This window comes from Chitinimonas arctica, from assembly GCF_007431345.1.
In the GTDB taxonomy this organism is placed as follows: domain Bacteria; phylum Pseudomonadota; class Gammaproteobacteria; order Burkholderiales; family Chitinimonadaceae; genus Chitinimonas; species Chitinimonas arctica.
This window is the reverse complement of the sequence record NZ_CP041730.1, coordinates 4,115,542-4,138,032: the sequence shown is the minus strand read 5'-3', so window position 1 is coordinate 4,138,032 and position 22,491 is coordinate 4,115,542. Positions and strand designations below refer to the sequence as shown.

29 protein-coding genes are annotated in these 22,491 nt (G+C 60.1%); 4 read left to right on the top strand and 25 right to left on the bottom strand.

Annotation, left to right across the window (positions count from 1 at the left end):
* Window positions 1-30: 30 nt before the first annotated feature.
* Window positions 31-357 (bottom strand): phage tail assembly protein, encoded by a 327-nt coding sequence (locus tag FNU76_RS18930; RefSeq protein ID WP_144279643.1) that lies wholly within the window; start codon window positions 355-357, stop codon window positions 31-33.
* A 103-nt stretch (window positions 358-460) separates the two neighbouring features.
* Here FNU76_RS18930 and FNU76_RS18925 point away from each other — a divergent pair, with 103 nt between their 5' ends.
* On the top strand, window positions 461-1,120 hold the full coding sequence (locus FNU76_RS18925; protein WP_144279642.1) for a hypothetical protein: 660 nt from the start codon (window positions 461-463) through the stop codon (window positions 1,118-1,120).
* An 8-nt stretch (window positions 1,121-1,128) separates the two neighbouring features.
* Here the strand turns inward: FNU76_RS18925 and FNU76_RS18920 are convergent, their stop codons facing one another.
* Together FNU76_RS18920 and FNU76_RS18915 are read right to left on the bottom strand one after the other, a co-directional pair.
* Window positions 1,129-1,632, bottom strand: coding sequence for a phage major tail tube protein (locus FNU76_RS18920; RefSeq protein ID WP_144279641.1), 504 nt, complete (start codon window positions 1,630-1,632; stop codon window positions 1,129-1,131).
* Between the two features lie 11 nt (window positions 1,633-1,643).
* A complete protein-coding gene (locus FNU76_RS18915; RefSeq protein ID WP_144279640.1) occupies window positions 1,644-2,813 on the bottom strand; it encodes a phage tail sheath C-terminal domain-containing protein in 1,170 nt (389 codons plus the stop codon).
* 213 nt (window positions 2,814-3,026) lie between these two features.
* Here FNU76_RS18915 and FNU76_RS18910 point away from each other — a divergent pair, with 213 nt between their 5' ends.
* Window positions 3,027-3,344: a hypothetical protein gene (locus FNU76_RS18910; protein WP_144279639.1), complete on the top strand. Its 318-nt coding sequence runs from the start codon at window positions 3,027-3,029 to the stop codon at window positions 3,342-3,344.
* 45 nt (window positions 3,345-3,389) lie between these two features.
* Here the strand turns inward: FNU76_RS18910 and FNU76_RS18905 are convergent, their stop codons facing one another.
* From FNU76_RS18905 to FNU76_RS18840, 14 genes are all read right to left on the bottom strand, one after another.
* The gene (locus FNU76_RS18905; protein ID WP_144279638.1) at window positions 3,390-3,932 is read right to left on the bottom strand and encodes a hypothetical protein; all 543 of its coding nucleotides are present in this window, start codon (window positions 3,930-3,932) and stop codon (window positions 3,390-3,392) included.
* A 4-nt stretch (window positions 3,933-3,936) separates the two neighbouring features.
* The gene (locus FNU76_RS18900; RefSeq protein ID WP_144279637.1) at window positions 3,937-4,851 is read right to left on the bottom strand and encodes a hypothetical protein; all 915 of its coding nucleotides are present in this window, start codon (window positions 4,849-4,851) and stop codon (window positions 3,937-3,939) included.
* A complete protein-coding gene (locus FNU76_RS18895) occupies window positions 4,851-5,171 on the bottom strand; it encodes a hypothetical protein (protein WP_144279636.1) in 321 nt (106 codons plus the stop codon). The genes FNU76_RS18900 and FNU76_RS18895 overlap by 1 nt, the downstream gene beginning before the upstream one ends.
* 51 nt (window positions 5,172-5,222) lie before the next feature.
* The gene (locus FNU76_RS18890; RefSeq protein WP_144279635.1) at window positions 5,223-5,837 is read right to left on the bottom strand and encodes a phage tail protein; all 615 of its coding nucleotides are present in this window, start codon (window positions 5,835-5,837) and stop codon (window positions 5,223-5,225) included.
* A 7-nt stretch (window positions 5,838-5,844) separates the two neighbouring features.
* Entirely contained in the window at window positions 5,845-6,471 is a 627-nt protein-coding gene (locus tag FNU76_RS18885) for a phage tail protein I (protein WP_144279634.1), read from the bottom strand.
* Complete coding sequence (locus FNU76_RS18880) at window positions 6,461-7,354, bottom strand: baseplate assembly protein (RefSeq protein ID WP_144279633.1); 894 nt, start codon at window positions 7,352-7,354, stop codon at window positions 6,461-6,463. Before FNU76_RS18880 ends, FNU76_RS18885 begins: the two co-directional genes overlap by 11 nt.
* On the bottom strand, window positions 7,351-7,716 hold the full coding sequence (locus FNU76_RS18875) for a GPW/gp25 family protein (RefSeq protein ID WP_144279632.1): 366 nt from the start codon (window positions 7,714-7,716) through the stop codon (window positions 7,351-7,353). Before FNU76_RS18875 ends, FNU76_RS18880 begins: the two co-directional genes overlap by 4 nt.
* Window positions 7,716-7,910, bottom strand: a complete 195-nt coding sequence (locus tag FNU76_RS18870; protein WP_144279631.1) for a hypothetical protein — start codon at window positions 7,908-7,910, stop codon at window positions 7,716-7,718. The genes FNU76_RS18875 and FNU76_RS18870 overlap by 1 nt, the downstream gene beginning before the upstream one ends.
* An 80-nt stretch (window positions 7,911-7,990) precedes the next feature.
* Complete coding sequence (locus tag FNU76_RS18865) at window positions 7,991-8,263, bottom strand: PAAR domain-containing protein (RefSeq protein ID WP_144279630.1); 273 nt, start codon at window positions 8,261-8,263, stop codon at window positions 7,991-7,993.
* The gene (locus FNU76_RS18860) at window positions 8,260-8,736 is read right to left on the bottom strand and encodes a phage baseplate assembly protein V (protein ID WP_144279629.1); all 477 of its coding nucleotides are present in this window, start codon (window positions 8,734-8,736) and stop codon (window positions 8,260-8,262) included. The genes FNU76_RS18865 and FNU76_RS18860 overlap by 4 nt, the downstream gene beginning before the upstream one ends.
* Window positions 8,726-9,286, bottom strand: coding sequence for a hypothetical protein (locus FNU76_RS18855; protein WP_144279628.1), 561 nt, complete (start codon window positions 9,284-9,286; stop codon window positions 8,726-8,728). Before FNU76_RS18855 ends, FNU76_RS18860 begins: the two co-directional genes overlap by 11 nt.
* Window positions 9,273-9,821, bottom strand: a complete 549-nt coding sequence (locus FNU76_RS18850) for a phage tail protein (RefSeq protein ID WP_144279627.1) — start codon at window positions 9,819-9,821, stop codon at window positions 9,273-9,275. The genes FNU76_RS18855 and FNU76_RS18850 overlap by 14 nt, the downstream gene beginning before the upstream one ends.
* The gene (locus tag FNU76_RS18845; protein ID WP_144279626.1) at window positions 9,818-10,117 is read right to left on the bottom strand and encodes a head-tail joining protein; all 300 of its coding nucleotides are present in this window, start codon (window positions 10,115-10,117) and stop codon (window positions 9,818-9,820) included. The genes FNU76_RS18850 and FNU76_RS18845 overlap by 4 nt, the downstream gene beginning before the upstream one ends.
* Before the next feature lie 4 nt (window positions 10,118-10,121).
* Window positions 10,122-11,117, bottom strand: a complete 996-nt coding sequence (locus FNU76_RS18840) for a major capsid protein (RefSeq protein ID WP_144279625.1) — start codon at window positions 11,115-11,117, stop codon at window positions 10,122-10,124.
* 71 nt (window positions 11,118-11,188) lie between these two features.
* Between FNU76_RS18840 and FNU76_RS18835 the strand changes: the two genes are divergently transcribed.
* Window positions 11,189-13,423 (top strand): hypothetical protein, encoded by a 2,235-nt coding sequence (locus FNU76_RS18835; protein ID WP_144279624.1) that lies wholly within the window; start codon window positions 11,189-11,191, stop codon window positions 13,421-13,423.
* A gap of 67 nt (window positions 13,424-13,490) precedes the next feature.
* On the opposite strand, the gene FNU76_RS18830 is transcribed toward FNU76_RS18835, so the two are convergent.
* From FNU76_RS18830 to FNU76_RS18805, 6 genes are read right to left on the bottom strand one after another with little or no spacing between them, the layout of a single operon-like run.
* Entirely contained in the window at window positions 13,491-13,838 is a 348-nt protein-coding gene (locus tag FNU76_RS18830) for a head decoration protein (RefSeq protein WP_144279623.1), read from the bottom strand.
* Window positions 13,838-14,959 (bottom strand): head maturation protease, ClpP-related, encoded by a 1,122-nt coding sequence (locus FNU76_RS18825; protein WP_144279622.1) that lies wholly within the window; start codon window positions 14,957-14,959, stop codon window positions 13,838-13,840. Before FNU76_RS18825 ends, FNU76_RS18830 begins: the two co-directional genes overlap by 1 nt.
* Window positions 14,956-16,398: a phage portal protein gene (locus tag FNU76_RS18820; protein ID WP_179958189.1), complete on the bottom strand. Its 1,443-nt coding sequence runs from the start codon at window positions 16,396-16,398 to the stop codon at window positions 14,956-14,958. Before FNU76_RS18820 ends, FNU76_RS18825 begins: the two co-directional genes overlap by 4 nt.
* A 26-nt stretch (window positions 16,399-16,424) precedes the next feature.
* The gene (locus tag FNU76_RS18815; protein ID WP_144279620.1) at window positions 16,425-16,637 is read right to left on the bottom strand and encodes a phage head-tail joining protein; all 213 of its coding nucleotides are present in this window, start codon (window positions 16,635-16,637) and stop codon (window positions 16,425-16,427) included.
* Between the two features lie 22 nt (window positions 16,638-16,659).
* A complete protein-coding gene (locus FNU76_RS18810) occupies window positions 16,660-18,561 on the bottom strand; it encodes a phage terminase large subunit family protein (RefSeq protein WP_144279619.1) in 1,902 nt (633 codons plus the stop codon).
* The gene (locus FNU76_RS18805; protein ID WP_144279618.1) at window positions 18,476-19,012 is read right to left on the bottom strand and encodes a hypothetical protein; all 537 of its coding nucleotides are present in this window, start codon (window positions 19,010-19,012) and stop codon (window positions 18,476-18,478) included. The genes FNU76_RS18810 and FNU76_RS18805 overlap by 86 nt, the downstream gene beginning before the upstream one ends.
* 494 nt (window positions 19,013-19,506) lie before the next feature.
* On the opposite strand from FNU76_RS18805, the gene FNU76_RS18800 reads away from it, so the two are divergent.
* Window positions 19,507-19,971 carry a hypothetical protein gene (locus FNU76_RS18800; protein ID WP_144279617.1) on the top strand — a complete coding sequence of 155 codons (465 nt, stop codon included), beginning with the start codon at window positions 19,507-19,509 and terminating at the stop codon, window positions 19,969-19,971.
* A gap of 278 nt (window positions 19,972-20,249) precedes the next feature.
* Here the strand turns inward: FNU76_RS18800 and FNU76_RS18795 are convergent, their stop codons facing one another.
* Both FNU76_RS18795 and FNU76_RS18790 read right to left on the bottom strand, forming a co-directional pair.
* A complete protein-coding gene (locus tag FNU76_RS18795) occupies window positions 20,250-20,609 on the bottom strand; it encodes a hypothetical protein (RefSeq protein ID WP_223879091.1) in 360 nt (119 codons plus the stop codon).
* A gap of 386 nt (window positions 20,610-20,995) precedes the next feature.
* On the bottom strand, window positions 20,996-22,432 hold the full coding sequence (locus FNU76_RS18790) for a GGDEF domain-containing protein (RefSeq protein WP_144279616.1): 1,437 nt from the start codon (window positions 22,430-22,432) through the stop codon (window positions 20,996-20,998).
* Window positions 22,433-22,491: the final 59 nt, after the last annotated feature.

The window sequence follows — 22,491 nt, the reverse complement described above, 5'->3', positions numbered from 1 at the left end:
TCAATCTCGGACGGCTGGAAATGCAACTCTTTAGCCAGCCGTTGCATGAGCTGGCGTATTTGGGGCATCGGCAGCATCGTCATCGGCTGCCAGGCGAAAATACGCCTCCTGCAGACGCCGGTAATCGCGCCAGGCCATGCCTTCCAGCTCTGCCACCGAGACTTCTGCCAGGGAGGCGAACAGCTGCATTTCGCGTTCGGTTTCATCAGAGGCCAGGCGCTGGGCCATGCGGATATCGCGCACCAACGGGGCGCGGAGCGTCAGGCTGTCACGCAGCACGCCGTTGAACGTGGTGGCTTGGCGCAGCTTGACGGTGATTTGGCTGGTGGCTAGTTTTTGCGGATGAGCTTGGTTCAAAATGCAATTCCTTGGGTGAAAAACCAGGTGTTCCTAGTGGGTTTCTTTGCTAAAAAGAAGTGATCAATCGATTTCCTATCGATGGCGTAGCGACGGAAAAAGTATGGCAAATCGTGACGATCTGACGAAGTCGCTTTTCAACGACAAGGTGCAAATCCTGTATCGCGGCAATCGCGTATTCGAGGGTCTTTATTTCGATACATCTCTGGCTGCGCAATTGACGGGAGCAATGGATGGCGCGCAGATTGATTTAAGCATTACCACGAATGCCGCGACGTTTTTAATCAGCCATCCCATTCTATTAGGTAACGCCAAGCGTATTATCCGATCCGAGAATGGTCGGCTGTGGATTGAAAATAGTGGGCTCAGCATTAAAGCAGAAAATCAGAAACGCGGCTTGGGCACCCGTATTTTCGCGCGGCAGGCTTTAGCGGCAAAGGCAATGGGCATCAAAAGAATTGTCATGTTCGCATCGGGCCGCATTGAGTCCGTCAATCAAATGGATAGCGAATTGGCCTGGATTAAATTCGGCTTTATTGCCAATCTCCCTTTCGACCTTCGGGCGCGCGTGAGCTTAATGGGTGGTCAATTCAGCCGCGTCAGAACACTACAGGAGTTAGTCGCCTTGCCAGGCGGCGCACAATGGTGGGCGGAGAATGGCCACGCGTTTCGGATGGAATTCGACACCACGGATAACTCCCACAGTTGGTCGGTACTCACCGCCTATTTGAACCGCAAACACATCGTGCTGCCTTCCCTGTAGGGCGCTTGCTATAGGCCCAGGGCCTCGCGGACCTTGTCCAGTTGATCCACCCCATCGATTACCCGCTTGCACGCCAGCGGTTCGATCTCGTACATCACCTTACCGTCCAGCTCCAGCTTGTAATAGCTGAGGGCTATGCCAAACTTGTTCTCGGCCTTTTCGCCGGGCTTCCAGTCGCCCATATCCAATTCCTCCAGCATGCCGCGCATGCCGATAATCGCCGCGACCACGCCGCCTTTCTGGTCCTTGAAGGCTCCGCGAAAGCTACCATTGAAGGCGGTCTGATCGGCCAGGCCGAAGAACTTCAGTGCGCCTGCATCCAGACCGGACAGAGTAAAGCTACCTTCCAGCGTCTCCATGCCCATATCCATCTTGATGGCGGCATCGGAGCCACCGGGGCGGTGGTCGTCGGTCTTGAGCTTCAGCTTCGGTGGCGTCACCGACATCGCCAGGCCGGCATAGCCCTTGCCGTCGATAAAGGCGTTCATGTTGTATAGCGTTTGCGGGACCAATACAGTTTCCTTTATTTATTGTTGCTGAGGACTTCGGTAATCCATTGATTCGTCACTTCGACGCGAAAAATGGGGTTTTCTGCAGGTGGAACGTCGGTAAAGCGGATATTCCAATAGACGCGGCCCTGCTCCAGCTGGCTGGCGGTATTCAGTTCCAGATCCGGATACACCTCGAAGTTGATGATTGCACCCTGTGCCTTCAGGTCACGCATAAAGGCCTGCAGCCCTTCCGTCACGTCCTTGACGTAGGTCTTGGTGATGGAGCGGTCCACCGCCCATTTGTGGCCGTAGAGGATGGCGTCCATGACGATATCGAGCGTGCGCACGCGGGTGACAAACGACCACTTAGGGTCAGCCGACAAGGTGCGGTTACCCCAAAGGCGGAAGCCACCATCGCGGATAATGGTGGTGATATGGGCGGCATTGAGCAGGTTGGCGCGGCAGGTCTCGTCGCCGTCGAGAAACTCGACCGGGCGGCCGGTACCGGTGACTTCCACGAATTCCTTATTGGATGGGCTGGCCCAAAAGCCGTATTCCTTGTCGGTGCGCGCGAACAGGCCGGCCGCATAGGGCGAGGCCGGCACGACCACCTCGGCATTGGTGGTGGTATCCCAGATCCTTAACCCAGGATCAACGGCGTAAATGCGCTTGCTCCCAAAGTTGGTGAAGTAGGCGACGGCGGCTTCGTCGTCGGTATTCGGACCGTCAACAATGGCGACCGCCTTCAACTTGGACGCCAGGCTATCCATGGCGGACGCGACCGGCTGCTTGGCCGAATGGCCGGGACAAACGATCAGCCGCGGCTGCGCGTTGTGGCGGCTTTTGCCATCCAGCAGCGCTTGCATGCCGGTACGTAGGCCGGCCTGGGTCACCCCTCCGATCACGGCACTGGTCAGCGCGGCACCATCGGCCACGCTGGGTACACCGACCGCCACGATCACGGCAGCGGCCTGGGCGTAGATCCCTCGCGCAGCCTTGGCCAGATTGCTACCAGCGCCAAATTTAAGGACGGCCTCGCGGTAGCTGGTCAGCAGGATGGGTTGATTCGGTGCGGCCAGTCCTTCGGCCGGGGTAAAGGTATCGACCAGGCCAATGATGGACGAGGACGGAATGGCGATGGGGCGCGGCCCGGTATCGACCAGGGTTACGGTTACGCCGTGAAAGAAACTCAAGCTGGGCATGAGACTCCAAAGGGAAAAGCCCACACGAGGCGAGCGAGAGAAAAATGGGCGGAGTGAATTTGTTAGGACGTTAGTCCAAATGAAGGATGCGGGCCGCGAGTCGATTGTCTAGTGTGCGAGTTCGGTCATCGCCGCCACACAGCGGCAGACCCTTATGATGTAGAATATATTCTATGAAGTACTGAGCTTCCGCGGGGGAAACAAGGAGGCACCATGGCTGGCAAGCATCGTATCTATCAAACCAAGGACAATATTCGAGAAAAAGCAGACGCCTTTTTTGCTTACGGTATCGCCGCCCTTGCGGGAGAGGCCCGCTCCGTGGCCCAGCACGCCCATTGGCTGTTCCAATGCGTTAGCGCCTACGAGCATGTCGCACCCGTAAAGTGTGCAGCCTGCGAAATGGACAGCGAGGCCCTTTACTTCCTCTTCGATTCGAATCGGCACGATCCGCAAAGCGAAAACTTCCAGCGCTTGGTGGAGGATTTGGCGACGCAATGGCTCGCATCGCGCGAGGGAGCGAATACGGACTAGCTTATCCATGCGCATGGCGGGTCGCGGCGGACAGCGCCTGGCGGGCTAACGCCGGAACACGCTGACCACCATCCCCGCAAAGCGCATCTGCGCGGCTTCCGGCAATCCTGCATTGATAGCCGCCTCATCGACATGCCAGGCGCCATCGTCACCGGGGACCGTAAACGGCGCGGTCACGGTAACGATGCCCTCGACCATGGTCGCCAGCAGCAAGCCTTCACGGCCACCCTGCTGGAGGATGGGCAATCGAAAGCTATCACTCAACGGCAGTACCGCGCCGTCCTCGCCGCGCAGCTCGGCGGTAAAGCTCAGCGTGGCGCCCTGCGGGCAGATCACCTCATGGCGATCCAGGGCTACTGTGGTTTGATTGGGTCGGTCGCTGGTGACCTGGATAATCACCAAGAGCGGGCGGACAGCTGGCTTGGATAGACCGTAGAGGGGTAGATCATGGTTGCCGCTGTAATCGGCGATGATATGGCCGGGCATGGCGGCCAAGTCGGCATTGGCGAAGAAGCGAATCTGGTCGGGATAGGTAATTAATCCGGACGAGGCGTCGGTTCGAATCGGGAAATGCACACGTTTGTTCATCTATTTATATCCCCGCCAAAGTAGCGACTTGGTTCAACCAGCTGTCGAGGGCTATCCGCGTATACACGCCACCCGTCAATCGCCGACCGCCCGCAGGACTAAACACCGTGTACTTGCCGCCCCCAATGTGGCGCAGCAAGGATGTCGCGCCATTGCTGGCCATGCTGACCGGGAAGCCGATCTGGTTCGCCATAACAGCGGCTTGCCGACCGTTGCGCGCCAGCGGTAACACGATGGGATCGGTGTTGGTGGAACCCGACTGCACGCTCATGCTGGCCAACACCACCAGGGATTCGTCGGCACTGACATAGGCAAATCCGTTACCCGTATTGTTCAAAGGCACGCCGTTCGCCGAGGTCACCACGGTCGGGCTGGTCACAACCGCGCCCGTCGTGGGATGGAACGTCGTGCGGTACACATTGCCGTTGGTGGCGGACACACTGTAGAGCGACAGATTGCCGGCGCCCTCGACGGCTCGGGTCAACAGGTGGTTGTTATGGGCAAAGGCGTTATTGGTCTGCGCCGAAAAGCTGCCGACCACGGTCAAAGCACCACTCGCTAGCACAATCTTGTTGAGGTACATCGTGGCCGGTGTGGTACCGGTGAAATAGGTCATACACCAGATTGCTTGATCGACCGCGTCGAAGTAGATCGATTCGCGCACCAAGGCGGTGATAGTCGGAAAATCGCTGAGTACCTTGGTCCAGATCGGCATGCCCGCAGGATTGAGCAGAGCAAAGCCCGGCAACGAGAAAACCTGTAGCGCACTGCCATCGGTCAGCCAGGACACCGGCAGGTAGCCGGCCGAGGCGCCGGTGTTATCGCCCTGGGCGGCGGGGCGAGGAATCGCGGCGGGCCAAGGAAAGACCGAGCGGGCCGCCACATTGCCCGAGGTCGAAGAAAGGATACGGCGGCCCATCAGGTTGGGAATCCAAAGGCACGCGCATCGACCACGCCTACTGCACTGGCACGGACATAGACGGTTTCGCCGGGCGAGATGGCGATGCCGCTGCGCTCCAGCACATTGGTAATCATGCCTTCCGGATCGAGCGGGGTTTTCCATTCCAGCCGGTCACCGTTGACCACGCCACCGACGCCAATGGCTAGGCCTACGTTCACGGTGTTCGTACTGCAATTGACCATATTAATATTGATTGTCGGCTGCTCACCGGCCTGGGCGGTATAGAGCGGCTCCCAGGTGTCGGCACGGGGAATACACAATTTGCCAAAGGTCGGCATCGGGTCTCCAAGGGATAAATAGATAGAAAGAACGCGGCACCGTGGCGCCGGCTAAATCTGGGCGTGGAAAAACCGTTCCGAACGGCTGAACAAACTGCGCACATCGCGCCATTCGGCATCGCCAGCGGCGGCGGTTTTCTTGACGAGGATCTGATTGGGCAAACCGCCCAGTGGCAGCTGGGTCTGCTGACCCATCACTTGCAGCACCCATTGGCGCGAAGCCAGGGTCTTGCTGGGGTCGATACTGAGATTGACCACGCTGGCATTGCCCAGGGCGACCACCATCTCCATCACCGTATCGACGCCCATGCCTTGGCTCAGCACAGGCTTATAGCGGTCGGCGCAGTTGGCGACGGCAATGAGAGTGCCGGTCGAATCAAACAGGCCGATCTCGCGGATGGTGAAACCGCCCACATCGATGGGAATCACGATATTGGCGGTGATCCAGCCGGCGTTTTGCGCATCGATGGCAACCAGGCTGATGGGACCGCGCCAGGTTTCACGTACTAGGCGGGTCTGTTTGGCATCAGGTATCACCGGCACCCCACCGCCATCACCCACCGCCATCTGGGTCAATTCGATGGTTTGTTGTTTCGCCAGGGCTTGGGCGATCCGGGCTAACCCGGCCTCGGTCGGCAAGGTGAACCAGTTTTGTACATCGGCCATAGGGCTCCTATCGGGATAAAGGGGCACCGCGCGGCCGGATGCGCAGCACTTCCACAAGCGTGGTGGTGGCAGCCAGGTAGAGCGGCAGGGGTGGCGCGGAAAGCCGGCGGAGTTGGTAAGGCATGACGCGGGACGTCTCGCCCAGGCAGGTAGCGGCGGCGACTTTCAAAGTGCCCGGTACCTGCTGGATGGCAGCCAGGCGGCGCAGGTGCGAACGCTGGGGCTTCCACAGGTCAATCACGCTAAGGGCATTGCCCACGGCGGCTTGATCCTCGGCGTTGCGCAGCATCAACTGCACGTCGAACTCGGCCCAATGGGCACCGGACGGATGCTCGATGAGGCGAGCCTCGGCGAAACCCAGAATCCCCAGCGCCCGCTGGATCGCCCAGGGCGTACCCTTCTTGCGATGGAGGGCCAGCGATTCGCGGATCAGTTGCCGGCGCTGGGCATCGGTCAGGGCATAGGCCCAGCCATCGACCGACATCGCCCAAGCCAGGTAGGGCAACAGTGGCGCCGGGCAATGGTCGGCCGACCACAGCGTGCGCAGCACAGACGGATCAAGGGGTGAAGCCGTGCTGTCAGCGACGGCCCGCTCCAGGGCAGTGGCGTTGCTAGGGAGTAACTTAGCGCTCATCGCTGTTCACCACCTGTATCGCCAGCTCGGTGCAGAGTGCCACCTCGTTGCCGGCCATCAATAGATCGAGGGCAGGCTCCTGCAGATCCACCCGCAGGATGCCCGGCACATGCAGCGCGGCGTACAGACCCGAGCGCGGCACATCACGGCCAATCTTGCGGCAGTCGGCCAGATAGGCCGCCAAACCAGTACGGGCGGCCGCTCCAGCGGGATCGCCATCGGGACCAGGGCGCCGGTACAGGGTGGTGCGGAGGGCAAAGGGTCGTAGCGAGGCGGCGCGCACTTGGACGGTATCGCTGAGCGGCCGGCGGTCCTCGGCGGATAGATAGGCCGCCACGCTGACAAGCAAGCCCGCGCTGGGTGAGCCATCGCCATCGACCGACAGCACGGTCACACGCACCGTGCCTGGCACCGGGCTATCGACCGCCACGTCGGCTACGTGGGCGTCGGCGCTCAGGGCGTGAAAGACATAGCTATCCCGAGATCCCGCTACCGTCTCGCCTTCCAGGGCCATCTGGGCGCGTAGCCGTAGGCGTTCGTCGTCTTCATAGGTGGCCGGTACCGGCGGCTGCGAAGTCGGATTGCCGGCATCGAGCAACAACCTCGACACCCCCAGCAATGCCGCCAGCTGTTCCAGATCGCTACCTCGGGCAAAGGGCAGTAACACCGCCTGGGCGGCGTCATTAATCCGGGCGCGAAGGGTCAGCTCGTCGTAGGTCGCCAGCTCCAGCAACTTGATCACCGGGTCGGTTTCCAAGATGGCGCTGAACTGCGGGTACAGGCCGCGAAAGCGCGCCAGCTTGCCTTGGAAGATCGTCTCGAAATCCAGCTCCTCGATCACCGCCGGGGGCGGTAGGCGGGCCAGGTCGATGAGCTTGTTCATAGCGCCACCTCGATCAAAACGGCCTCGCGATTGATTTCGGCGTCGATGGTGAAGTCGAAGCGGCCATCGACGATGGAGCGCAGGGTCACGCGCTTCACCCGCATCAGCGGTTCGGTGAGCAACGGGCTCCAGTTATGCGGCGCATTGAGCGCTTCGGCGATCTCCGCCTGCATGGCGGACTTAAGGCCACCGTTAAACGGCAGATCGACCATCTCGGGCAGGCGCGAGCCGTAGCGGGGCCGCATGCGGCGGCTGCCGATGCGGGTGGTCAAAATGTCGTGGATGCCCTGCACGATGGCTTCCCGGCCCGAAATCGGCTGGCCGGTGTCGCGGTGCATGCCGATAAAGGGCTGGGCGACCATCAGGCAGTCACGCTCTCGAAGTCGTCGTGTTGGTCCAGATAGGCGACCAGCTCGGGGACATCGGTAACGATGCGGGACTTCTCGACCATAAAGGCGCGGCCGTCTTCGAGGACCAGGGTGCGGGATTTAAAGGACTTGTCGTGGTAGGTACGCGGGGCGACGGGAATCGCATCGCTTGTGAGGGGTTTGGCCATAGGGGCTCCAGAATGCAAAAGCCCCGCTCGAAGGCGGGGCGAAGGGAAGAAGTAAGGAAGAGACGGAAGAAAGGGGCAACTCAGTCGGGCAGCGTGAACCAGGTGCGGCCGCTGGACCCATGTCCACAGGAAGCGGCATGACCAGCCCGGCAAACCGGCTGGCCGTCGAGGGTCAGCCAGGACGAGCCCTGCACCATGCTGGGCGACGGGCCATGTGGCGGCAGACCATGGCCAGCGACGGCATCGCCGAGCAGTACGGCCGGCGCACCGTCTACGCTGAACCAGCTTTGTCCGCCACCCAATTGGCTGCCACCCGCCGCATCCAGGCCCACCACGGCAATCCCATAGCTCATGCCTGCACCCCCTCGAACTTGGGCGTGCGCAGGGTGACGCCATCGCTGCGTAGCTCCAGCTCGGTGGCGCCCACCCGCAGCACGATGCGGCCGTTGGGTGGGGCTTCCACCAAGTATTGATGCGCCTGCCAGTCGTATTCGACCTTGGCACCATCGGGCATCTGCTCGACCGTCGCATGCGGGCGCTGATCGGGCTGGGCATGCTGGTTGGTGTTGAAACCGGGCAGGATAAAGGCGCCTTCCGGTAGGCCACTAGGAGACAGCATCAGGACTTGCTCGCCCTTGCTGGGCGGCCGCCATTTGCGCACCTGCCCGGCGGCCAGCGAGGTCCAGGGCAACCAGGCCGACACCCAGTCGCCGATCCGGACCCTGGCGCGGGCCGGTGGGGTATGGCGCACTTCCTCGACGGTGCCGGCAGCCAGCAGCACGGCAAGGCGGCGGTCGATCTCGTTGATGACGTAGTTATTGGACATGGTGGCTTTCTCCCCAGTCAGGGGGTGGGGCTTCGCCGGCCGGCCAATAGCGGTCAGCCCGACCGGCGCCGGTTTCGGGGTAGATGCCGAGCAGCAGGGACAGGCCGGTTTCGTCGGGATAGGGCCAGGTGGTTTTGCCGAGATGGATCTCGTGGGTCCACTCCACCAGCCAGACCAGATAGCTATCGAGTTCGGGCTTCATGGCGTCCTCGCCGGCTTGCAGCAAAGTCGCCAGGCCGATGGGCAAGCCCCAGTTTTCGTGCTGAATCGCCACGGCAATACGGGCTGCCAGTTCTCGCACCAGCAGGTAAGCCTGTCGCTGGTTGGGATCGACCACGGCCCGTGCCTGGATATGCACAACCAGGGCGGTTTCGCCGGTGCCCGGGTCGGTACCGGCCTCGAACTCCGACAGTTCCACAAACACCGCCGGGATATCGATACGGCGACCGATATCGGGATAAGCCTCCACGGTCTTGGCTGCCGGTCCCAGCTTGGTACGCAGGCCGACCACAATGGCCTCGTGCAACTGGCCCAGATTATCGAGTCCCATGGCGTCCTATCCGGCCAAGGGCCTTGTGCAGTTCGTAGTTCACTTCCTGTTGCAGCACGACCAGCAGCCGGGCTTCCACCTGGGCGGCGACTTGGCGGAAAGCCGCTTCGCCAGGGGCATCCCATTCAAGCTTGACCTCGGCGATGGGATAGCGGCCTTTGCCTGTTCGTTGGAACACTGGCCCGGCCGGGGCCCGCTGCGCCATCGTCCAGGCACCGGCAAAGCGATGCTTCCCGACGGTGACACCGCGCCGGGTTTGGCGAGGCGTACCGAGTCGATTGGCTTGCAGGGGATTGAGGCCCAGCCAGACCTTGCCGGCATCGCGGGAGCGCAAGAAGAAGTAGAGCCGTTGGCGCAGCACCTTCTGCGGCACCTTGGTGTCCTTGGCAACGATCTTGGCGATCTGGCTTTTTACCCAGGTCGAGGTCTTGCGCAGGGTTCGGCGCCAGGCGGCTTGCATCGCGGCGGGCGGGAGTCCGTTCAGGAGATCGTTTACCTGCCGCGTGTCGAGTTGGACCTTCAGCGGCTCGCTCATGCAGCAGGCCGCAGGATGAGGGCTGTCCAGCCGGTACCGTCCGGTTCGATGCTGACCACCTCGTAGGAAAGACCATCGACCACCACGACGCTGCCTTTGACGATCCCCACCGCGTCGCCATCTCGCATCGACAACTGCGGCTCGACGATGGCAGTCTTCAGGCGGCCGAACTGCGGTTGCAACCAGGGGGCAGCGAACATGCCGCGTGCCGGCTTGCCATCAACTTGCACCGCGTCGCCCAGGACATCGAGCAAGGCGCTATCCATGGCGGCACTCAGTTCGCGGAAATCCTCCATGGGCTTACTTGATCAGCTTGATGACGGCGCGAGGACGGGTGCAAAGGTGCAGCGGGTTGGACTGGGCTTCCAACTGCACGCCCTTGCCGAATTGCATGGGTTCCTGCTTGGCGTAGTAAGGCACGCCGGTCGTGTTTACCGTCTCCATATAGTCGGCCGGGGCGAAGCGGGTAATGAATAGCTCCGATACGCCCTCTGGGACGGCATAGGCTTCATCGTCACCGACAAAGCCGACCCCGCCCAGGCGACCGCGATAGCGCTCGAACTTCACGCCACCGAAGTCGAACGCTTCGCGCGGATCGCCGCGCAGGCTGGCAGCAAGTTCGGTCGCCAGGAAAGTCTCGCGGAAGGACCGATGGGAGATCATGGCATTCCAGAAATTCTTGCCACACTGCACCCGCACGCCCGAGAAAGTGAGATTGCCCAGCGTGTCCTCGATCAAGTCTTGCAAATCGCCGCACTTCAGCCGGATATCGGTATCCGCCTTGCTCAGCTCGAAGGGCATCACTTGCTGCTGAATGCCGAAGCGTTCGAACAGGTCCAACAGCACCGCTGTGCCGTCGGCATCGAGCACTTGGCCTTTGACCGCGCCGATGCGTTGATACTCATGAGTGGCATCCAGTTGTTTGCGCATTTTGCGCAAGCGCTTCTCGACCACCGCGCTGATTGCGGCCAGCTCGGTCTGGCTGCCGAAGGCGCGCACGCCCTGGACCTCGTCCGCTGTGATAGCGGCGGTTTGCGGCAGGTGAATGGTGTTGAACGGAATCAGCTTACGCTTACTGCCATGTACGACCAGACCAGGCTGGCCGCGCTGACCGGCGGGGACCAGTGACAGAGTATCGCCGTCCTTTTCAATCTGGACGGTGGTGGTGGAAATGCCCTCCTCGTCGAACAGACCCATATCGCCCAGTTTGCTGGGGACGGTGGGTTGGTCGTTAATGGTGGCGGTGAGCGACGACACCGAAAAGGCGTCATCTTCAAAGATGGAAAGTTCTGCCATGCAGCTCCAGAAATGAAAAAACCCAGCGCGGGGCTGGGCTGGTTGTGATGGGTTTGGCGGAGATCGGTGGCTTGCGATGGTTAGGAACGGTAAATTTATCCTTGCCGCTCTTTGCCTTTGCTACAGTTGCGACCTTACAAATTAGTAAGGCCGCTGACACGGAAATGGCTCACGAAATTCAAACCGTCCTCGTCCCCGCGCAATCGCCTGCGTATCGCACATCAACTACAACGATGACCTGGGCAAAGGAAATGGATACCGAAGCGGCCCGCTACATCGGTGAGCTTGGTAAGGATCGTCGGGGCTACAAGAGCGGTTGTGTTTGTTTCGGATGTGGTCACCCTCTCTCTGCGGTCAAGGCTGGCGCTCCCCCTATTCAGTGGTCCGGCTCTCGGCAACAACGTCCACACTTTGCCCATCAACGGGGCGCTACCCCCAATAACTGCCTCGTTATCACGGCAAGGATTGCCGCGCTAAATTTGCTCAGGCACGACGGGCTTTTTCAACTTCCTGGTCGTATACGCAGCGGGAAATTCGCCGGTTTCAGTGGAACCCTTTATGAGGCGTCGGCCGAACAACAGCCTGAGAACGTGACCATCCGCAACGTCTCGATACATGATACCGATACCGCACTGCTCAAGCTGGAGGACGGACGCCTTATCCGGGTGAAATTGATATCAAGCATCAATGCAGACGACGAGTTCCTCGAAGATGCAGGGGTTCCGACCATCATTTTACTTACTGATGACCCAGATATTGCTGGCATGTCACCGTCGGAGATTCGACAGCGACTAACAGTCGGGGTGCAATGGTGCCGAACCAGTGGGAGTGACCCTTTATTGTTGGAGGCCGAAGCAATTGCCCGGAGCAAGGCTGAAACAGCTTTGGATTGGTATGACTTCAAACAGCATGACCCATCTATTCCGGATGCTTTACGCTACGAAACACTGCTACATTTGAAAGCCAAGGAGATACTGAGCACGAGTGAGTTTATTCAACTCCCAGCATTTTCAGTAACGGTTAGTGCAACGCTGAGTGACGGTAGCATTTTATCCGAAACGGAAAAATTGGAACCAACTCAACTTTGGATCAAGTCGGCGACTCTCGAAAAACGGCTTGGTCAGTTGCGCCCCGATTTATTGGTAAACTTTTCCGCCTTCCCCCTTTTCGATGCCGGGCAACTGATCATTGAGGTAACGGTTAGCAATCCCATCACTCCGTCCAGGCGGGATCGAATCGCAGCGCTGGATATACCTGCTCTGGAAATCGATTTAGGTCGCTTGATGGGGGCTGTGACATTGGAAACATTTACTGACTTGCTCGTCTCCCAGCTCGAGGCAAAATCATGGATTCATCATCCTGCTTTACGCATATTGGAAGGCCGCGCTCAAGCGCGCCTTGCAGAAAGACGGTCTCAAATTGAAGTAGACACTACGGTTTTTAACGACGCTCGCTCAAAAATCAATCAGTTGTCGCTTAAAGACTTGGCACACAGCATCCAGCTGGCAGCAATGACCTATGCCGAAGCCGTAGCAAAAGCAAAGATCGCCAGTGGAAGAAATACAGGCGATGCATCCGAACTCGTAGTTGAACGCGCTCGTCAAGATGTCCTCGCTCATATCGAAGCTTTAAAATTACACACCCCCCGTGCGCTCGACCAATTCTGGAATCCCAGATTCCAAACGATGCTTAATCGACTCCTGTCAATTAAATACGATTGCGCTATAGGCTACAATTTAAACTCCGCCTGGCAGGTTATTAACACCATAAGGTCCGACACTCCACAGTCACAATGCTTTCATTCTATCTATCTGCTGGCAATAAAAATCTACATGCCAACTTTGAATGCGGACCAGAAAAAACGCACTGCAATTTGGCGAGATAAAGTAGCCGGTCAAGTGCAAGAGCGAAGCTCTAACTACTTTCCTGACTGCCGCTACAATCAGATGGTGGCGAATTTATTTCCTGAACTTGCAAGCGGCTTGGATAAACTTTCGAAAATTAGAAAGAATCCTTCCATTTTAAACAGTGCCCAATCATCGAGCCCTGCCAAAATACCAGGATCACCTATCAGTGCTTACTCGAATGAGTCAGATGCTATCCTTACGAATGGGAGAATTTCACCAGGGGTTCGCTACCCCAATCTGCATGCGGTAAACGAGGCTGCGAGTATCGCCGCCCAAAGAGGTCTGTCGCCTGTAGATTTTGCGAACGAATACGCGCACTCAAAACGCTATCATGTACATGATGTGATGAATGCAATATTAGAAACGGGCTTGGCGAAGTCCGCGCAAAGGTGGAAATAGCGAGCTGCTAGCCAGCTTTTACGCTGCGTTGCCACCTCACAAAACCGTGTCAGTAGTCGACTCGGTATCAGCGGATGATGACATGTCGGGTCTTCAGGTCTGCGCACCCCGCAGCATCCAGCCCTGTGAGTCGGTCGGCGGACACCTCACAAAGTCGAATGTGCGCCACGGCGCGACGCGGCACGTTCAATTCCGGCAGGGGGGCATACAGGATGCCCACGGCCACTTCGCTACCATCGTTGGCCGCATTGTTGTAGGGCACATACTCTCCGCCGACCGTCTTGATGCCCAGCACCTGGCCAGCCGGCAGAAAAGGACCGGCGGCGACCACAATCGCTTCCCTGGAAATCTTGCCTTCACCCTCCGACAGCAGATATTCGCCGGTATGGTTCCCTTCGACTTTGATATTTCTCATTACTTGCATCCTTTCGTGTCAGCCTTGGGCTTACCCTTGCGGGCAGCGTAGATATCGGTGGGATTTGGCGTCTTGGCCTGCGGCGTGGCCTCACTCGGCATCGGCTCGCGGTTGTTGATTTCGCCCACGTCGTCGGCGACCAGTCTGTCGAACAACCGGGCGCGCACCGCGTCGGCACCCAGGCCAGCCTTGAGGTAGTCGGCTGCCAGTTCCGGCAGTTTGGCTGTCAGGCAAAGGGCCGATACCGCTTCAATGCGGCTGACCTCAGCGGCCACGGTGGCCTCGTCCTTGAGGGCAGTGGACACGATCAATACCTCGGCGAGTTGGGGATGCCCGGCCTGGATGCAGGCTTGGGTCAGTCGGGCTGCCAGGGCGGCAACGTTGGGGGAAGGCTCCTGGATCGGCTTGGGCGCCGGTTCAATCACCGGGTCAGCTGGCTTGTCTTTCGCCATCAGCGCCTGCGGCAATTTCCGGTACTTGGCCAAGATGGGCGACAACGCCCGTGCCTTCACCGGTGACGTGCCGCTGATTTCGTCGGCCAGGCCCAGGGCGACCGCCTCATAGGGAGACAACCAGGTTTCCGCGTCCAGCATGGTTTTCAGGGTGGCGGCATCCATCTTGGGCGCCTTGGCGCGATAGGTTGCCAGCAGACCGCCGGTGACCTTGTCGAGCACATCGGCGGTCTTGCGCAGTTCCTCCGCGTCACCCGATGCCCAGGTCCATGGGTTGTGGATCATCATCATGGTGTTCTCGGCCATGACCACGCGGTGTGCGCCGCAGGCGATCACGCTAGCGGCACTGGCAGCTAGACCATCGATCCGCACCGTGCAGCGGTCACCGAGGCGGGCCAGGGCATTGGAGATGGCGAAGCCATCGAATACGTCACCGCCATCGCTATCGATGGCCACGGTAATCGCCGACTTGCCGTCATCCAGGGCCTTCAGCTCGCGGATGAAATCGGCAGCTCTTAGACCCCAGCCGCCGATATCGTCGTAGATCATCACTTCGATGGGCTGGCCAGCCGTCTCGGCTTTCGCCATGTTGTACCAGGGCCGGCCACTTTCACCGCTGTCGGCCTTGGCATAGATGCGCGGCACGCTGGCTCGCTGGATTGGAATCATGCAGCTTCTTTCGTTGGTTTGGGTTGAATCACGGGATCAGTGCTGTAGATCAGGCCCAAGTTTTTCGCCCGCTGGAGCGAGGCAGCATTCTCGGTATCGATGGTTTCGGTGTCATAGCCCAGGCTCATGGCGACCTCGTCTCGCGACTTGAAGCCTGCCTTGACCTCTTCCTGGCGGGTTTGGACATCTTGCAAGGGGTGTAGATACTTCCATGCCTGCGGCACCCAGCGGGTACGCAGGTAGGCACGGCGTTGCGCAGGATAGTTGGGCAAGGAAATCGCGCCGGCCAACACAGCGGCATCCAGCCAAGCAGCCCGCACAGGGCGGCACAGCTGGTGGACGTAAAGACTGTTTTGAATCTGCTCGATGCGGCGCTGAAACTCGTTCAGCACAACCCGAATGACGCGGTCGCTCACACCGCGCAAGTCACCGGTCAGCAGCTCATACGGAAGACCGCGCGCCGCTGCGACCGCCTGCAACTGCTGGCGAATGTAGTCACCGTAGTTGTTGCCGGCATCGGGTGGGGTGCTGAATTCCACTTCCTCGCCGGGCAACAGCTCCTGCATCGTCCCCGGCTCCAGCCCGACCATCGGGGCGGAGTCGTCCAGTTGCTCCAGCGGCAGACCATCGGGGCCGACCGGCACGTCATCCGGCGCCGGTTTGCGGATAAAGCCGGCAAACAGGTTCGCGACTTCCTGTCGGAACAGCACGGCGTCTTGGAATTCGTTCAGATGCTTCAGCTGCACCAGAATCGCGGTCAAGCCCGGTACGCCGCGCAACTGCCCGGCGCGTTGCACTTCGCGGATATGCAGTACCTGCTCGGCAGGAACGCGGACCAGGTCGTTGTAGGTGCTGGTCGGCATGGAGCCTTCGCCAGGGTGGCTGCGGTACATCCAGTACGCCACCCTGCGGCCGATGCTGTCGAATTCGATGCCGGCGCGGATCACATTGCCGTTCGCGGCGATCTCGTGCTTGGTGTGTGGCACGAATTCTGGCTCCAGTACTTGCAGCTGAAGCGGGACCGCCAGCCCATCGCTGAGCTTGCGCACCCGTAGCCGCACAAAACACTCGCCGGCCAGCTCGACCGTGCGGCATGCCAGCATCTGCTGGCCGTAGAAGTCCGTGGCGTCATCGGCGTCGGACTCTTCCACCCAGTCGTCCCACAGTTCTTGCAACAGCGCCCGAATGAAGGGATCGGCATGCTTGGGCTTCGGTGCGATGCCGGTACCAATCATATTGCTGACGATCCGATCCACGCTGGCGATGGCGTAGGGATCGTTGCGGTAGGCGGCTCGCGAGCGGCTGCGCAGGCTGGCGAGATTGCCCAGTACCGAACTGGTGGGGCCGGCATCGGACGGTTGCCAGTTGCGCGCCCGTCGTCCTTCGCCGCCTGCTTCGTAGGGTGTCGCCAGCGCTTGAAGGCGATCAGGCTTTAGCATGCCTTGCGTGCCTTGTCGGGAGCGCCTCATTCGAGGCCTTTCCCGGCGTGGTAGAACAGCACCCGCCTGGCACGACCTGGACTGGTCTGCTTCGCTAGCTCGGCCTTGATGGCATCACGGGCGGCGCGCAGCTCGGCGAAACTGCCATATTCGATCTTGCGATCTGCGAACTGGACCACCCGCACGCCCTTGGCGATGGCCCGATCCAGGGTATCGATATCGGCTTGGGTAAAGGCCATGGGTTCCTTTCTTGTGAGTCGGCTATCGCTTGAGATAGCCGGAGCGCACCGTCCGCCGCGCCGGGAGACGACTCGGTGGGGCGCGAGGCGCCTGCACGGTCGTTTCGACGGGTCGGGTGGGCGGTGGTGGCGTGAGTGGGACAACGGGGTCCGGTGCTTCGTAGGCCGGCACGATGGTGCGGCGGGCCAACACGAGGCGCCGTTCGATCTTCAGGCCCTGGAGGGCGGCATAGGCGTAGGCCCGGCAGTCGAGCGCTTCATTGCGCGCGCCGGCCGGTTTCTCCCAAATCCGGACCTCTTGGCCGCGCTTGTCGGTCTTGGTGAGGCGCTTTTCGACGGTGGCTTGGGTGAACCAGTCCTCGTCGTAGGCCAGGGAGAAATGGCAATAGCCAGCCTTGCCCGGCTCGGCGATCTTGAAGCGGGCATAGATGGCATCCTTGGCGGTATCCACGCCGATCATGCGCAGGGTATGGCCTCGATATTTCTTCGACTTGCTGTGTCGCTTGGGCCACACCGGCCGTGCGCCACCTTGGCCCTTGATCGCCCAGATATTGCGGGCGGAGCGCGGCGTACAGAACTCATACACCTGCTGCACCGCATGGCCGCCCGAGTCGATACAAGTCGCCATGATTCGCAGGGTGCGGCCGTCTTCGGTTTGGCAACGCACGGTTGCCAGCAATGCATCCAGCCGTTGCCAGACATCCGGCTCTACAGTGGGGCCGTGCAGCACGATGGGCTCGATCCCCCAGGATTCCTCGCCCATCCCCCAGCCGACCAGCTCGACTTCCAAGCGGTCGGGATGGGTATCGACGCCAGCGGTCACCACCAGCACATCGGCCGGCAGGGTCTGGGCATCGTAGCTTTCGCGCCGCTTCGCCAGCCCCTCGGCGTCGGCCTGCTCGCCCGCCTCTTCGTAGGGTTCACCCATGGAGGTGTTCCACCACGTCTTCAGCTCCTCGGGATTGCCCTGGGCACTGAGGTATTCGGCGACAACTTCAGCGAACAGGCGCCAAGGTGAGTACAACTCGTTCAAGTGGAAGCCGGCGATGCGGCTGGCGGGGTTGCCGGCGATCCATTGGCCGCTTGCCAACATGGCCGGCTTGTCGGCGTCGGTGATGACACAGCCATTTTGCGGACAGACCATCCGCGCCAGCTCGGGATGGGCCGGGTCGAGCAGCATATTGGTCCAGCTCAATACGTGCATATGGCTGCATTGGGGGCACGGCACGTGATAGCGGCGCTGGTCTGAGCGTAGCCAAGCACGCTCGATCCGGCTCTTGCCCTTGATGCCAGGCGTACTGAACATCCCGATCTTCTTGCGGGAGCGGAAGGTAATCGTGCGCTTGCGGCCCAGGTTGACCGGGTCGCCTTCCGTACCGGCCGAGTCCGGGTAACGGTCCACTTCGTCGAATAGCACGATGCGGATGGGGCGGCTTGCCAGACCGGCCGGGGCATTGGCGCCGATCAGGGTGATATGGCCACCGGGAAAGTTCTTCTTGAGGATGGTATTGCCGCTGTCGCGGCTCTTGGCTTCCAGCACCTTACCGCGCAGGGCCGGCGTGTCGCGGATCATCGGGGCCAAGCGGTCCTTGGAAAACACCTCGGCCATCTCGACCGTCGGTTGCACGACCAGAATCGGCGACGGGTCTTCCGCGATAAAGCAGCCAATGACGGCTTTGAAGATCAGCGTCTTGCCGACCTGAGAGGAAGCCATGACGGCGACTTCTTCGATGCCCTCCGCATGAAAGGCATCCATGATGCCGCGCTGATACGGGGCGCGATCCGTCCGGAACTTACCGGCCTCGGCACTATCCTCGGGCGAGAGATACAGCGCTTCGTCAGCCCACTGGCTGACCGTGATCCGCCTCGGCGGCGCCCACACCTTCGAGGCTAGGCGCAAGGCTTGTTGCAGGTTCGGGATCATCGGCGGGCTTCCAGTCGGCTAGCTCGGCGAGGGCTTCGTCTACCGCTTCGGTGAGGATTCGCTCGGCTTCCTTGGCGGTTCGGGCGTTGAGTAAGGACGGTGCCAGCCGGCCCGGCAGATTGAGTAGCTGGGATTTGGCGGCGGAGATCATTTCCGTCCAGGCTTGCACTGCATCGGCAGCCCGAATCAGTACGCCATCGGCCAAGGCGTTCTCGCGCTCGACCTTGATGGCCTGGGCACGGGTTAAACGGGTCTTCTCACTATTGAGGTCGCCCACATCACCATTGAGCTGGCCGTTCACATGGCGGATGTAGCCGGTTACACAGGCGACGAGTTCGTATTGCCCCCGGGCGGCGGGCTTGGGGAGGATGTTCTCCTTGACCAGCTGCTGGACCCGACGCGGGGTCATATCCAGCAACTTGGCGAGGGTATCGACGGAAACTGTGGGCATGGGACTCCAAACGCTTCAAAACGAAACGGTTTGACGGGTAAATTCGTTTGGGCTGGACGCTACCGGACCGGCTGGCGCAACCGGAAAAACTGCTGAAAGCCTTATGCCATAAGGCTTTGAGGGGATAGAGGCGGGATGCTCTGCACAACTAGGCCAATAGGAAACGAAACCGACGAAAAACTGGGTAACTAGCTGAATCGCGCGGGTATGCCGACCCGCAGGCGCCGCAGGTCTCCAGGGACCCCAGACCTTTCCGCTTTAAACACGGTCCTAATCATCCTCGCAAACTTCATGGCTTCCATCCTCACCAGATTTGGTAGCTGTTCTGCCGGTCCACTCCCGTGCAAAGTCTTCAAGTCATTCGCTTCCGCCGGAAAACGCTGCTGTCCGGCAATCGATGCAAGCACGTTGGAATAGGTGCTTCGGGCTGTCAGTCACCCATGGCATGGCACTACACCGTTTTTTCACACCATGTTGAAGAAGGAGATGTCGTTATGGAGATCGAAGCGGCTAAGGGTTGGGTGAATACCGGGTACAAGCCGGGGGCGCAAAGCGGCGTGTACGTGAACGTGCATGCAGATGGAGAGTGGTGTTGCCGAACGGATGACAGGCCATACGGCATGCGCAACGCGGATGGCGGGCGAAATAACACTGGTGCGTACAATATTGAGAATGTCGAAGGGAATACCTGGTTCCCCTATAGCGGACCAGGCGCAAGGATGGGCATGCTCGTCGGCAAGCTCGGCCCCAATGGGCAACCCTTCCTCATGGGCAAAACAAAGTCGCTCGCCATTTCGCAAATTTCCCCGGATTTAGAACTCTACGTGCGCATCAATTTCGGTGACCTTGCCATCTGTGACGGGGCGCTCAATTTACGGATTAAGGTTTCGGACGGACAACCCGACAAAGAGCGCGAGTGGGTCTTCAGTCGTGTCGCGCAGCGTTGGGTACAGCAATAACGTGCCAGCCGAGGCCTAACGCATTCGACTTACGTGCAGTGATGCTCCAGCTTCGACAAGTGGGCCAACTTGCATCCCATGTACGCCCCCCGCGCAACGATCACATCGACGTTGCGCGGCACCCAGGGAATCACTCCCCCGCGAATCCCACATACCGACCATAGCTGTAACCCGAAGGATCGACAATCAGCGTGCGGCGCCCTGGTGCGTTGACAGCCTTGCGTTGCCTATCGGCATTCATACCACCTGCGACTGTGCAGCGAGTCGCTGAACGTTTCCTATCTACCTTCGTTACCACTGCGACGACCATCTAGCCAGCGACGAAGCTCCTGCCCCTGGATTTTGCGTAACGCTTCCGGCATCGTCATCAATGATTTATCCCACCCTTCCAAATCCATCACGCAATCCAAGCATTCCTGCAATTTCGCGTGCGCCTCTGCGGTCGCATCCGCGATCAGGTGGTGGGTTTCACGCAAGGGTGCATCGTCCCGGCTCAGGCACATTTGTTCGTAAGCGTTCACTTCACGCAATGCCAGCATCAGCCTGGCGACCTGTGCCGGGCAGGCGCACTGATAAATCATGGCTTGATCGATGATGTGTTCAAGCTGCTGGTCACCATACTTTGCTTGCAGATCCATTGCACGCTCCTCCTCAATGACTTGTTATAGCGTAGACGTCCACCGGAACAATATTACTGAGGCCAAGCAGGGACCAGATCCAGCACGACGTCACCAGACAGCAGTACGCTGTTCGCAACATCCGTTCGACCAAGGCGACTGGCATGTAGATCGGTGCCGCTGATCAATTGTGCCATCGTAGCGCCAGAAGCAGGCCGTGACTCCCCCCGCAACTGGAATGCGTTTCTCGACTGGTTCGCCAGCGAAGAGACCTGCCTGGGGGTACCTGGAGATGCTGCACTGACCAAGCAGCTTCGTCTTTCCGGGGAGGGGCGTAGCGCAGGAGCCCTATCGCTTCAATCGAGCGCAACCATGTTGCCTCATGATGATCTTCACCCAGGGGCCGCCTATGCTGCAATCACACGGTTGCGACCTTGGTGTTTTGCGCTGTACAGGCGTTTATCGGCCACACGCAGAATCTCGTCGATGGCGTCGCCATCAAGGCCGGACTGCGACGCGCCTATGCTCACCGTGGCAGTTAGCCGCTGCGTGCCGCTCTCGAATGATGTCGTCGCGATGACGGTCCGCACGCGCTCGGCGATGATGCGCGCGGCTTCGAGTGCAGTCTGAGGCAGCAGTATCATGAACTCTTCCCCGCCCACTCGGGCGACACCGTCAAACGGCCGGATCGCGGCGACGCATTTCTTCACGAATGTCTTCAGGACGTCGTCACCGACCTGGTGCCCATAGCGGTCGTTGATGGACTTGAACTTATCCAGATCGAGTGCCAGCACCGAGAACGGCGCCCCGCCGCGTTTGACCCGGTGAATCTCGGCTTCGACCTGCTCCACGAACCGCCGTCGATTGCTCGCGCCGGTCAGCGGATCGGTCGCAGCCAGTTGCTCGAGCATTTGATTTGTGCGCTGAAGTTCCCGCAGTGCGCTCTCGGTGCGCGCCGTCTCGTCGGCGAGCCGCGCCATCAGTTCCTCTTGGCTGTAAATCGTCGAGAACGATTTCGTGGTGTGAAACGCCTGCACTACCCCATAGCTCAACAGGAAGAAGCCGGCGGCGAAGATCGCATGGGCGAGCCACCACATGTGGTTCCACGGACGCGCGAGGATGAACGCGAGCGACGCCAGCCCGAACGCCGTGACCGAGATGGCGAAGATCACCATCAGCGGCGAACGGATACGACGCAGCAGCAGCATCGTCACGTTCAGTGCGGAAATAGCGAGGGCGCCACCTTCCATCGAGAGGCGCAGCGCAGGATTGCTGACGATGGGTGAATGTGCGGCGGCTGCTACCACCACGTCTACCAGCAGGAACAGTCCTATCCATGTCAACCACGGGCGGGTCTTCGTGCGCCGGTCCACGGCGTCTGGCGTGCTGCCGTACGACAGCAGCGCCACCAACAACAGGAGCGCCATGACCAGGCGGGATGCCGGCCCATACAGGATGAACAGCCAGATGTTGTGGTCCGCGAACCCGGTGAACGCCCCGTGCAGTGCATAGATCAGCGCAAAGCCGAGAAAGCCGAGCGTCATCCAGCGCAGCAAAGGTTCTCCAGATGCACGGTAGCAGCGCCACGTCACGTAGGTCACAAAAAGGCCTGCCCACGTGGCCACCGCGATCGCAACGATATGGAACGCGTGGTGCTCGAACTTGAGAGCCGGGTTCTGGAAGAAGAACAGGTAGGCAATCAGAGAGGCCGGCGCAAGTGCAAAACCGGCAAGGACCATGCGGACATAGGACTCGGTAACGAAACGGATTGCCTGGGTCGGCGACCGGCCATTGGTGTCGAGACGAACTGCAAAGGGGACGTTGGGGGCGAGGATGGCGTTCATGAACGCCTCCCATTTTCGCGCTCATGGCCGCAGCTGTTCGACATCCCTTTCCCGACGAG